This is a genomic window from Myxosarcina sp. GI1(2024), assembly GCF_053543375.1.
This window is the reverse complement of the sequence record NZ_JBKGTY010000002.1, coordinates 733,618-746,603: the sequence shown is the minus strand read 5'-3', so window position 1 is coordinate 746,603 and position 12,986 is coordinate 733,618. Positions and strand designations below refer to the sequence as shown.

Annotated in this window: 8 protein-coding genes; 5 read left to right on the top strand and 3 right to left on the bottom strand. The window is 44.0% G+C overall.

Features of this window, described 5'->3' with window-relative positions:
* Window positions 1–115: 115 nt before the first annotated feature.
* Window positions 116–1,573 (bottom strand): BCD family MFS transporter, encoded by a 1,458-nt coding sequence (locus ACLFKQ_RS12560; RefSeq protein WP_449000141.1) that lies wholly within the window; start codon window positions 1,571–1,573, stop codon window positions 116–118.
* Between the two features lie 52 nt (window positions 1,574–1,625).
* Between ACLFKQ_RS12560 and ACLFKQ_RS12555 the strand changes: the two genes are divergently transcribed.
* Window positions 1,626–1,790, top strand: coding sequence for a hypothetical protein (locus ACLFKQ_RS12555; RefSeq protein ID WP_449000140.1), 165 nt, complete (start codon window positions 1,626–1,628; stop codon window positions 1,788–1,790).
* 118 nt (window positions 1,791–1,908) lie between these two features.
* Here the strand turns inward: ACLFKQ_RS12555 and ACLFKQ_RS12550 are convergent, their stop codons facing one another.
* Window positions 1,909–2,058, bottom strand: coding sequence for a hypothetical protein (locus ACLFKQ_RS12550; RefSeq protein WP_449000139.1), 150 nt, complete (start codon window positions 2,056–2,058; stop codon window positions 1,909–1,911).
* A gap of 623 nt (window positions 2,059–2,681) precedes the next feature.
* Here ACLFKQ_RS12550 and ACLFKQ_RS12545 point away from each other — a divergent pair.
* From ACLFKQ_RS12545 to ACLFKQ_RS12530, 4 genes are all read left to right on the top strand, one after another.
* The gene (locus ACLFKQ_RS12545) at window positions 2,682–4,043 is read left to right on the top strand and encodes a nicotinate phosphoribosyltransferase (RefSeq protein WP_449000138.1); all 1,362 of its coding nucleotides are present in this window, start codon (window positions 2,682–2,684) and stop codon (window positions 4,041–4,043) included.
* Window positions 4,044–4,088: 45 nt separating this feature from the next.
* Entirely contained in the window at window positions 4,089–4,688 is a 600-nt protein-coding gene (locus tag ACLFKQ_RS12540; RefSeq protein WP_449000137.1) for a nicotinate-nucleotide adenylyltransferase, read from the top strand.
* Entirely contained in the window at window positions 4,685–5,443 is a 759-nt protein-coding gene (locus tag ACLFKQ_RS12535; protein ID WP_449000136.1) for an NUDIX hydrolase, read from the top strand. The genes ACLFKQ_RS12540 and ACLFKQ_RS12535 overlap by 4 nt, the downstream gene beginning before the upstream one ends.
* A 145-nt stretch (window positions 5,444–5,588) precedes the next feature.
* Complete coding sequence (locus ACLFKQ_RS12530; RefSeq protein ID WP_449000135.1) at window positions 5,589–6,596, top strand: glycosyltransferase family 2 protein; 1,008 nt, start codon at window positions 5,589–5,591, stop codon at window positions 6,594–6,596.
* 150 nt (window positions 6,597–6,746) lie between these two features.
* Here the strand turns inward: ACLFKQ_RS12530 and ACLFKQ_RS12525 are convergent, their stop codons facing one another.
* On the bottom strand, window positions 6,747–12,737 hold the full coding sequence (locus ACLFKQ_RS12525) for a Calx-beta domain-containing protein (protein ID WP_449000134.1): 5,991 nt from the start codon (window positions 12,735–12,737) through the stop codon (window positions 6,747–6,749).
* Between the last annotated feature and the right edge of the window lie 249 nt (window positions 12,738–12,986).

The following is a 12,986-nucleotide window of genomic DNA, read 5'->3' as shown; positions in this document are numbered from 1 at the left end:
TTCATACAGTTTTATACGAAGCTTCAGACGAGATTGAAAACATCTATTTTCCTAATAAAGCCCTGATTTCCTTAGTTGTTATTTTAGAAAATGGTGCGACTATTGAAGATAGATTTCACCCATCCAAATCTCCCTCCATCACTGTAACTACTGCTTTTCTAGTACTTTCTTTAAATTCTCTAACGTCAACTCGATTGAGAACGGCGATCGCACCAAGCATCACCACTGCCTGAATGGCAAAAACCAAACTATAGGCGGGTAATGGATTGGTCAAAATAGCCTTACCCAGATCTAAAACTACTCCCCCAATAAAAGTAGCCGCACCTCTAGATATTGCCTGTGCTAGTCCCCACGCACCGATAAACGTTCCTGCCGTCGCTGCTGCGGTGAGATCGAGCATGAGACTAACACCGCCAACCGTTGCTATCCCTGTCGCCGCACCAAATAAAATCAAAGCATTTTTGAGAGCCATTTCTTTTTGGGTAAAGCCAGAAAAGATAATTAAAAGAAAACACAGCGCGACTAAACCACAGCCGATTTTGGTGCTCAATTTTTTACCCAAGCGCGGCACGATTAAAAAACCAGTCAGACTGTAACCGATCAGAATTCCGATCCCCCAGTAGGAATTGAGTAAAGTAGTTTCGGCGATAGACATACCAAATACTTCGCCGCCATAGGGTTCTAGAACTGCCTCCTGCATGAACAGACTAACAGTCAATAAACATAAAAAAGTAAAAAAGATTCCCGTTTGCCGACTAGCAGTTAAAATTCTTATCGCTCTACCCAAAGTAACTTTATCCTCGCGATCCTCTGAACTATAACGAGTAGTAAAGCGAGAATATTTTTTTTCTACTCCCCAAGTAGCAATTAACGCTAAAGCAAAAACCAAAAAAGGAACTAAGCTAAATACTAAATTAATTGGTGGCTGTAAAATTTCTAAGGGAATTTGACCGGCAACCATCCCTTCGGCTTCGATATTTTTAAACACCACACTACCGCTTACCCCACCGATGACGATACCTACCATCAACATCGACCAAACTACCGCGACTAATTTAGAACGGTTTTGCTCTTCGGAAATGTCTACCAGCAAAGCAGTAAAAGGAGTAGAACTCGCACTTACTGCCAGTCCGTACACTGCCATAATTAACGCCAGAACAGCCGTCCAACCAATGGTCTGATAATTCCACAACCAACCACCACTATTCCTGACAATCGCACCTAGTTGCCATACTGCTTGCACCGCTAAGAATACTGCTAAGCCAAAAACAGCAGTTCCTAATAGTACGTAACTAGTACGATGCTTATTAAATAGCGGTTTAGTATCTGATAGTTGTCCGAACCAAACTCTAGCAGGTGAAACAAACAACGACAAAGACAAAACCCCTGCCGTAACTGCTGCTGGAATACCCAATTCGCTAATCATTACTCGGTTGAGTACGGCGAGAGTTAACACCGCCATTAATCCCAATCCCAGGTTAAACAAACCCAGACGGAAGACAGTTAGCATTCCTACCTGATGATGAGAGTTAGTATGAGGTAAGGAAGATCGACCAAAATTTTTGCCATTCATTGTGAATTTTAACAATTAGCTATATATGATATATAGCAATCCTACTTGAGTTTTGAGAACATTAAAAGTAGTCAGCCGAGAAGTAACAGAGAACGATCGAGAAGCAAAGAAGAAAGTTTCGATAATTTACTTCTTCCCTTTTACTTCAAAATGCATTTTTACTACTCTAGAGGCTATTAACGAACAAAAAAAAGTGCGATCGCACTACGATCGCTAAATTATAAATTTAATTTGAAAATCCAAAAACCAGACTTATGTACGAGTATTGATTAGCATTAACCTTGTTTGCTAAAAAAAATGTGGCGATAGATGCACAATAAGTCTGCAACTCAGTTTTACCAATCGAATTTAGAATTAGGATGGTAGACTTCTCCTGAAAATGGCTGTACGCCAATAACCGGATATTCGTCGATATTGGGACTAAAGATACGAGCAAAACCTTCACCCACATATTCCAAGATATTTCTAATCATTTTAGAAATCATAGTTAAGCTCCTAATAAACTTACAAAAAACAATCTTTCTAATTAAATTATTAGCTAAAAACTGAGTATTTTCTCATTTATCGATACGATTATTTAAATTTATTTAGATTATTTAATTATCAATCGCTAAGAAGATCTCTGGAAAGTTATTTTGGATCAATTTCTATTGATTTTTGTCTATAACATAAATCAATTGAATTACTGTCATCTAAAGTATAGTTTTAACTCAAAGCTATTTCACTTCGATTTTACTCCATCGAAAAATGAACTTTTTGAAGTACGGCGGTTTTTAAATTCGTTAACTACACATTCAAACTCGATCGCATCTCTCAAATCACTATTACCTTTTGTCTCTTGCCTCTTGTTTACCAGGTATATTTAATTTATTCGATAATTACTGTAGCTCTAAGTCCGTCGGAGTGAATTTCGGGGATCGGATAAAGAATTTATGCTCTAGCTCTGGTCTAATTTTGCTTCAAATCCAGCCATTTTTTAGCAATCGAATACGCCAAGGTGGCTTCTCTGTAATTTGAGGATGAAGTAATCTGTGACCAAGCTAGATTTTTGTTATTTTATTTATAGTAAAATTTACCAAAAATAGATTGTTATTTTCTATTAAACAAGATGATATCAGAACGACAGCTAAACATTACTTCCCAAGACAATTCTTTACTAACCGATTTGTACGAGCTAACCATGATTGCTTGCTATGGGGGAGAAGGTATTGCCGATAAACGAGCTAGCTTTGAACTGTTCGTCCGCCATTTACCAGAAGGCTTTGGCTACCTGATCGCTATGGGTTTAGAGCAAGCCTTAGCATATCTCGAAGAACTATCATTTAGCGAAGCGCAAATAGCAGCCTTGAAAGAAACGGGTATCTTCGATGACGCACCTGCTGAATTTTGGAGCTTGCTAGAGTCGGGAACTTTTACCGGAGATGTTTGGGCAGTACCAGAAGGAACGGCAATTTTTGCCAATGAGCCGCTCTTAAGGATTGAAGCCCCACTGTGGCAAGCCCAATTGGTAGAAACTTATTTACTCAATACGATTAACTATCAAACTCTAATAGCTACTAAAGCCGCCAAAATGAGAGATTTAGCGGGAGAACGAGCCAATCTCTTAGAATTTGGTACCCGTAGAGCCTTTAGTCCTCAAGGAGCGATTTGGGCAGCAAGAGCGGCACTAGCAGCAGGTTTTGACAGCACCTCTAACGTTTTAGCCGCTTTAAAACTAGGAAAAAAACCTACAGGTACCATGGCTCATGCCTTGATTATGGCATTTGACGCGATCGCCGGAAGTGAAGACGAAGCTTTTAAAGCCTTTTTGAGTTATTTTCCCTCCGCACCCTTGTTAATCGATACCTACGACACTGTAGCAACCGCAAAACGCCTAAAAGAACAGGTAGCCAAAGGGGAAATAAACGTCACCGGTGTCAGAATCGATTCGGGAGATTTAGTCGAATTATCCCAAAAAGTGCGATCGCAACTACCTGAAGTCAATATTTTTGTCAGTGGCGACGTAGGAGAAGCAGAAATCGCTCGCTTGCGAAAAGAAGGTGCGGCTATCGACGGTTATGGCATCGGAACCAAATTGGTGACGGGTAAGCCAGTCAACGGAGTATATAAATTAGTAGAAATCGACGATATTCCCACGATGAAGGAGTCTAGCAGTAAAGCTACCTATCCAGGTCGCAAACAAATTTTCCGTACTTTCAATGGCAATTTCTTGCAAGGCGATCGCTTGGGTTTGGCTACTGAAACCCCCAACCAGAACGAACGATCTTTATTGCAATTAATGATGCAAGACGGTAAAAGAAAACTAAACTCGGAAACTTTAGATGCGATTCGCCAACGCACTGCTAACACAGTTGCCTCTCTACCTTCTACCGTGCGTCAACTCGACAATCCCATACCAATTACCGCAGAAATTAGTAATGCTTTAGAGTCACTGCGAGTCTCAGTCAAGAGTCAACTCGATCGCCAATAAACATTTAAATCTAAATCGACAGTCATCAACAGTCTATCGTCAACTATGAAAAGAATCGCCCTTTTTGGTACGAGTGCCGATCCGCCAACCGCAGGACATCAATCTATTTTACGCTGGTTAGCTCTACATTACGATTTAGTAGTAGTGTGGGCTTCAGATAATCCATTCAAACAGCATCAGACTCCTTTAGATTACCGCAGCGAAATGTTGCGCTTAGTCATCGAAGAGATCGACGTACCCCGAGATAATATCAGCCTGCACTCGGAATTAAGCGATCGCCGTACTTTAATTACCGTAAATAAAGCTAGAAAAATTTGGGAAGATAACGCAGAGTTTATCTTAACCATCGGTGCAGATGTTCTACCACAAATAACTAGCTGGTATCGAATTGAAGAATTGTTAACTAAAGTAAAAGTGTTAATTATTCCTCGTTCTGGATATGAAATCGATCGCGCCGATTTAAAATCTTTGGAAAATCTCGGTGGTGAGTATACGATCGCTAATCTGGATGCGCCTCAAGTATCTTCTAGTGCATATCGGGTGCAAGGAGACGAGCGAGTTTTAACTCCAGCGGTAGAAAACTATATTGCTCGACATCGTCTATATGCTTCAGAAGCTGAAACTAAAAAAGAGGAAAAAGTATGAAGATAGAACCAGCTACTTGGGGCAAAAATCTAGACCGTTCCCAGCCTGCGGCAGCAAAATTAGCCGACTTTAAAGTTGGAGTCGACAACGTTATTTTTTCTGTCGATACTCAGCACAATCGCTTGCTAGTTTTATTGCGCAAAAGAACCGAAGAACCTTTTGTTAATTGCTGGAGTTTACCAGGAACTCTAGTCCGACAAGGTGAATCCTTAGAAGCGGCGGCATATCGTACCCTAGCTGAAAAAATTCAGGTTAACAATCTGTACTTAGAACAGCTATATACTTTTGGCGAACCGGGAAGAGATCCCAGAGAAAAACCCGAAAGTTTTGGCGTGAGATATTTATCGGTCAGCTACTTTGCCCTAGTAAGATACGAAGAAGTAAAAATAATCGAGCGATCGTCTCTGGAAAATTACTGGTATCGAGTCAAAGAAGTGCCAACTTTAGCTTTCGATCACAATCGCATTTTAGAATACGGCTATAATCGTCTGCGCAACAAATTAGAATACAGCCCGATCGCCTTTGAAGTTTTACCCCGAGAATTTACCTTAAATGAAGTTTATCAGCTTTACTGTACGGTTTTGGGAGAAAACTTTTCCGACTACTCCAACTTTAGATCGCGCTTGCTCAAGCTAGGTATTCTCTCGGATACTGGGGTTAAAGTCTCTCGTGGTGCCGGTCGTCCTGCTAGCCTATATCGCTTTGATGCCGAAGCTTTCGCGCCCTTAAAAAACAAGCCGTTAGTATTTATTTAAGGAGAAAATTTTCCTGAAAACTCAAACAATTATCTTTATAGATCGTCTGGTATGAGCGAATGCCAGAGTAGTTTACTTTCTTTACCGATTTAATCTATTTAGTATAAACTGCGAGATAGCCAAAATTGATTTAATTATCCAAAAAATGCCATCTTTTATCGAAAATGCTTATGGTATTGAAGCGATCGCCCCAGCGCAGCTAGATTTATCAGTAGTCGTACCGATATACAACGAAGCCGAAAGCATTCCTGGTTTAATCGAAGCGATCGTCCTAGCGGTCAAAGAGACCAAACTCAATTACGAAATCATTTGTGTTGATGACGGTTCGCGAGACGGTTCGACCCAAATATTAAGCGATCTTGCCCGACAACGTAGCGATCTCAAAGCGGTAATTTTACGACGCAACTACGGTCAAACTCCCGCAATGGCGGCGGGCTTTGAATGTGCAGAAGGTAGAGTAATCGTTACTCTCGACGGCGACTTACAAAACGATCCTGCAGACATTCCCCTGCTACTTGCCAAACTAAATGAAGGATACGACTTAGTCAGCGGCTGGCGACAAAAAAGACAGGACAAAGCTTTAACCAGATTGCTTCCTTCAAAGATTGCTAATTGGCTGATCGCTAAAGTAACGGGAGTTAAGATTCATGACTACGGCTGTTCTCTCAAAGCCTATCGCGGCGAACTGATCGCAGATATGAATCTTTATGGCGAACTACATCGCTTCTTGCCCGCCCTAGCTTATATCGAAGGAGCGAGAATTACCGAAATCCCCGTCAGACATTATCCTCGTCGTTTTGGAAGCAGTAAATATGGTTTGGGCAGAACGATTCGAGTGGTGATGGACTTGCTGACGGTTTTTTTTATGAAGCGGTTTCTGACTCGACCGATGCACGTATTTGGCTTTTGGGGTCTAATTTCTTTGGTAACTGGGATCGCCATGGGTTTGTATTTAACTGTTGTTAAATTGGTCTTTCAACAAAATATCGGCGATCGTCCTTTGTTAATTCTGGCAGTTTTATTAGTAATAACGGGGATTCAATTGTTTTGTTTTGGGTTGGTAACTGAATTATTAATGCGTACCTATCATGAATCTCAACGAAGACCAATTTATCGAATCAGAGAAGTTATTCAAGGTGGAGAAAGTCCCTGAGTTTAACAACCTTTTATCTAAAATTTTTCTTTTAAAAAAGAGGGGTAAAAGACAACAAGTTTGTATATTCTTTTTCCCTTCTTCCTTTGGTTCACAGATTCTCTCGATCTTAAAATACCCTAATCTAAAATACAGTCTGTAAAACCGCCTTTAAATTACAGGATTAAGTTGAATAAAATCAAGTCGGGCGTGCTCAGAACTCTCCTCAAAGCCATTCACTATGATACTGTCACCGGGGGTTAACTCGATTCCAGAGGCAACTATTGGACTGATAGCAGTTTGGGCATTAGCCAGATTGCTACCGAGATTAGCATTTAACTCAAGATTGCCAATTTCAGTAATAGTGGCGGTTTCAATATCGTTAAGTTCGACTGTAAATTCAGCTAAACCATCATTTTCATCAAAAGTTCCCACGACAATGTCGTAAGTTCCTGAAGCTTCATCAAATTCAAAAGTGGCACTGCCAGTTTCATCAGTACTTCCTCCCAAGAAGGTGAGTACTTGATTTCCAGAAGCAACACTGATGTTTTCTGTACGGTAGTTAACAATGCTGTCAGCATTCTCAGCTTCTAGAAGAATCGGAGTATCTCCAGAAGTCTCATCCACATCAAAGACAGTAACATTAATTAGCTGCATATCGCTGAGGTTATTGGAGTCAGTAACGGTGAGTTCAACTTCATAGACGTTGTCGCCGTTATTATCTTGCGGATTTTCAAAGTCAGGAGCGGTAGCAAAGCTTAATACACCAGTATTTGGAGCGATCGCAAAAGCTCCTTGGTCTGCGCCATCTGTGAGACTGTAAGTTAGTCCGTTTCCTTCCATGTCACCATTGACATCCGTGGCATTCACATCCAAAACTGTCGTCTGATTTTCAGGGACAGAAATCGAACTAGCAGTAGTGATGACAGGAGGTTCTTCCGCTACATCCCCGACGGGTTCAAAACGGATAAAGTCAAAGCGGGCATGTTCGCTTTCTTCCTCAAAGCCAGTGAGAGTAAAAGTATCGCCGTTAGCTATCGTCACACCTGTAGCTATTGTCAGTTCCACTTGAGTATCAACACTAGCAGCATTACCGCCGGGGTTTTGGTCGAGAACGCTAGTACCAATGAGGTTATCGTTCTGTGTCAACTCAAGGGTAGCTTCACCATCATTTTCATCGAAAGTTCCGATAACCACGTTATACTGACCCGATGTCCCATTAAAATCGAAGGTAGCGGTACCGATTTCACCGCCTCCTTGTCCGACTAGACTCAGCATTTGTCCGTCTGAAGCTACACTGTTGTTTTCAATGCGATAGCCTGTGGTATTAGCTACGTCTTCAGCTTCAATGGTAGTGGTCGTTGGAAGTACGTCATCATCATCGACAATAGTGACAGTAGCCGTGTTACCTGCACCTACGACGATATTGCTATCTCCTGTAGTAATCTCCTCAAGAGTTACAATAACGCTTTCTTCTCCCTCTTGCTCCAGGTCGTCAAGGGTCGTAACCTCAATCGAGGCAAACAACTCCCCTTGTGGGATCGTTACTGTACCCGTTAGAGCGGTGTAGTCTCCGTCAGGGGTTGCCGTACCTGTAACGGTATAACTAACAACCGTATCAGTACTCGCTACCTCATTGAGACTGACGGTAAATTGTCCGTCTACATCGGGTTCGGCTGCGTTTTGGTCGGCAGCGATCGAGACTTCATTTTGTCCCGTTCCTGCAAATTCTAAATAAATCGGCTGGGTTACGGGACCGAGGGGCAAATCGTTGTTTGAAGGATCGATGATGCTTGCTGCAAAGCCCAAGGGAAGTTGCTCTTCTCCCTCAAAGGTGAAGTTGGGAACGCCTGTGAAATTGAACAGCTCTGAAATGTCCTGGTCTTCGCCAGTTAACAGAACGTCAACGGTCTGAAACTCTACTGCGTTATTGGCTGGGAAATCTGATGCCGCCAACTCGTCTAACTGAGACTGAAGAGTGGCAGCAAATTGCTGTTGCTCGGTTGTGCCGTTGAGAAAGGGATCGAGGCTAACAGGTTGGATAAAGCCCTTGGTCAAGACTACCCTTGCCGTCTGTCCGGCTGGACCATTGACAATTACGCTCGGTCCGTTTTCATCGTAGTTTCCTAGACCACCTGCACTTAGACCGTTTACTGTGAGAGATACTGAAAGCTCTGGGGAAGTCTGGGATGCCAACGCGTGAGAGCCAGCCTGATTGCCGACACTTTGCAGTTGACCGGTTGTAGTAGTCCCATCAGCAAAGGTAACGGTGAAGGTCGATCCGATCAGTTCTGCACCAGAGACACCACCAACATCCCAAGAGGGATTAGAGCCGGCATCAAGGGGAGTTTTCTCGGCACCTGCGACCGAGTTAGGATCCATATCGACTGAGAAACCGAGTGTCTCTTCAGGGTCGAATCCACCATCAACATTCTCATCAAAGACAAGCTGAATGGCTTCAAAACCTGCCATACCTCCAGCACCAATGTAGGAAGCATTACTGGGTGCAACGATACCAGTACCGCCATTGGTATCGATAGTCAGTGGTTTCGAAACAGTATCTCCTGCCAGTCCAAACGGATCGAAGACGGTATCCGGATAGAGCGCGTCGGTGACATCAATTTCTACCTGGGCGATTTGTTTGTCGCCTGTATTGACAATTTGAAAGGAATTGCTGCCAAAGTTCGATATCTGAACATTGTCGCTATCCTCCGTTATCGAGAGGACTGCTGCTCCATCAGTCGAATCATCGTCCTGGATGGTAACCGTGGTAGAATCGGTGCCAATTTGAGCATTGGCACTAACCTCAGTGATTTTAACCACAAAATCTTCGTCCGTCTCCGGCAGGGTATCCTGAAGCAGATCGATTAAGACAGTTACATCCGAGGAACCCCCAGCAATTGAAACCGTATCAGTATAAACTCCCGTCTGCTGGTCGAAGCTAGCAGTTGCCGACTGGTATTCGTAATCTTGCTGAGGAGTTGCCGTACCGGGAACGATTTCAAAAGTCACGTCAACTGTCTCGTCACTGGGTACAGTAATATCGCTCAGCAAGGAAATCTGCACTTGAGGATCGCTTTCGTTGGCGGTAATCGGTCCGCCAATAATAGAAACCGTTGGCGTCATCGCCGTTCCGTCCCCTAGTTGAATAATCTCAATCCCATTGACCAAGGGATTTTCCACGCCGTGCAAAAACTCGATGTTGAGGGTACCATCGGTCACATTAACCGTGTTGGTAATCATGCCGCCCACTTCATTGCCGAACTGTTGGGACAGGTCGATATCGTCGAGATTAGTCGGTACGCTGCCTTCGAGTGCTACATCAAATACTCGCTCACCGGGGTCGTTGGTACCGCTAAAGCCATTACCTAAGAACAGTCGCACTTCGTACACCCCAGCTACAGGAGTATCGAAAGCCCATTGCATTTCCGGTGCTGTGGGTTGGTCCCAACGCTCGGTATCGAAGATCGCACCGGGGGTAGTGCCAATCACTGTAGGACCGGGCTCGACGGCAGGGAATGAAGCCGTATTGTTACTGCCGGGCTCGACGAGGAAGGGGCTGATGTTGGTAGTGGTGTCTGCCGTCCAGGCGATGCCACCATCGATCGCCGCTATCTCTGGACCCCCCGCATTCACCCGATACAGTACGGTTGCCGAAGGATCTTCGCTTGCGGTAATCTCAATGTCATTAAAGATAGCCTGGAAAGTGCTTGCCTCTGGTTGTCCGGTGTTCGAAGAGAGAAGACCCACTGCCAGACCAGCGTCTTGTCCCTGAACGGTATAATTACCTAGAATTGCATCGAGGACGGCAGTACCGCTTAAATCGATAGACGTGCCCGATACGGTAGTGGTGTTACCGCCACCAGTTTGGTAAGTAATTGTGGGAGTCGCAGTTGCAGCGGTTGGGTCGATTTCTAACTCAAAGAAGATTTGTTGGTTATCTGGTACGTCAAATAGCCCATCGGCTTGGATAAACGACGAAGCCAGAACGACATCGTTATCTTCAAGTAAAATTTGAATTTCGCCTTCAGGAGACTGAATGGCAACGAGCTTGAGGTAATTACTCTGATCGCCAGTACCAATGTAGCCACCTATCTGCTGGAATGGTCCCGTTAAGGCGCTAGCTGGATTGAATATGCTCCAATTAATCGTGAAGGTATCGACCGTAGGCGAAATCGTTACGCCCGTGTGAAACAAATACTCGCCCGAATTATTCGTCTGAAAAGGATCGCCATTGGAAACGTTTTCAATTAGAGTTGTACCGCCACCAGCAGCAGTGGCAAACTTAACATTGTCGAGTTTAACTAGCTGACCGGGTAGAGTTGAAGGTTCTTGGAAAAATTGTTCAAAATCAGTCGAACTATCAATCATCACTCCTGTCAAACCAGTGGCATAGCCGTTAGGTCCGGGTAGATTATTATCCGAGTTATCATCGAAATCCCACAGCAATGTCTGACCGGGAAACAGTTGAACTGAGGTACCATTGGTGGCATCCCTAATAAACGGGTCATCGACATTAAGGATAGAGTCATCGTCGACATCAAGTTGGTTGATTGTTTCGTCTGACGGTGCAAAGACGTTGATATTATCGGGACCAAACTCAGCAACCCAAATCGTGTTATCGGGACCGATAGTTACATCCAGCGGCTGGGACTGACCGGTAATCAAAGAGAAAACACCGTCAGTATCGATAATTTCGTCATCTGCCGTACCCAGAATGCCATCCTCACCAGGATCGACTAAAGGCTCCAGGGAAGTGCCATCGTCACTGAGATTCAGCAGGGTCACATTACTATTAAATTGAGTCACTAGCAAGGAACCTTGCAAGGCACCGTCAAAAGCGTCGCCAGTAAATTCTACCAGACCATTACTAGATGAGCCGAGAGTAACCAGAGCGTTACTTTCGGGGCTATCACGTTCGATGCGAATGCCACTTTGGGCTAGGCGTGTGGCGTCGCCTGTAAACTTAGTTGGGTCGATAATAAAATTATCTGCGATCGCTACTCCACTGGGAACTAAGTCGGCTAAGTTGGGAACACTGTTAGGCGTTAATGAAGTGTCTGGCTCTCCGCTGTCGTTATAGACCGTCCAAGGAAGATCCTGGTTGGAACGTGCTGGAGCGGGATGACCGTAATAGCCACCATCTTCAAGCAAAAATAGCGGTTCGGGATCGCCAGGACCTCCATCATTAGGTAGGTTCGTAGCCTCGCCATCAATAAAAACCGGATCGCCGCCAAGACCGCCATTAGAACCATTATCAACGGTGTAGAAATTACCAGCTGCAGTTAATACCAGGTCGTAGTGATTGCGCAGACCATCAGCAAAAATTCGCAAGGGAGCATCGTCTGGCAAAATTGCCATGTTAAAGCCATCATTACCACCCCACGGACCATCAATATCTAGTCCATTAATGTCCTCCTCGCTTCCGCCGTTAAGTAGAGTCGGGTCGTCAAGGGTAGGTAGATCGTAGACATATTGACGCGATGTACCATTCTGACCACCAGCCGGATCGGTCAAGATCGGACGACTTTCGATGTCTTGGAGGTCGATTTCGAGAACCGTACCCGATAGGGCATATTCTCCCGTATAGGAGAAAAATTGGGAAGGTGCCCCATTATTCGTATTGCCACCGACCGCGAGGTATAGGTTTGTTCCATCGGGACTAAGCACCATACCATTGACCGAGTGATTCTCTTCCGAACGCGGTAGACCGCGGACGATATCTACTGCCTCCCACTCGGTACCAGTCCAGGTGAGCCGAGTGATAACACCCGAATTCGTATCGAGATTCACTTCACCGCCTTGGGCGATCCGCGGATCGCTTGAGGAGACGTACACTACGGGATTTTCTGCCGTTCCCGTAACGACGATTCCCGTAACCTGTCGATTGGTAATATTATTATTTGGAGAACCGTCATCGTCGTGATTCTGAATTGATTGCACGACACCGCTGCCATCTGGGAGTAGCAATTCCTCGTGTTCCGTGGCAACATACTCGCCATTTTCAATTGCTACTGTAAAGGCATTAATTGCCCCATTTTGCTCGGCGACATAAAGCCGTCCGTCGGGTCCAAACTGAATAGAAGTCGGGTTGGTGAGAACACTCGAACCACCTTGAATGCTGTTAAAAGAACCGATTTGACTGAAATTGATAGTAACCATTATGTATGATATATCTGTCTAAAACACTCTAGTTGAGAGCAACAGGAAAACTGTCCGGTTATAAATGATGGAAAATAAAGTTAGATTGACGAAATTGAAGTCTTATTGAAGCCTCAAATACATACACCTGCTCGAATTATTCTAGAATATCTAAATCGGCAATTATGTTAAGATTTCAGCAAATTTACTTGTCTGTTTTGTAAATTTTATTTTCGTATTGCGCAAAAGGCTTATTAGAGCGCAAAGTTT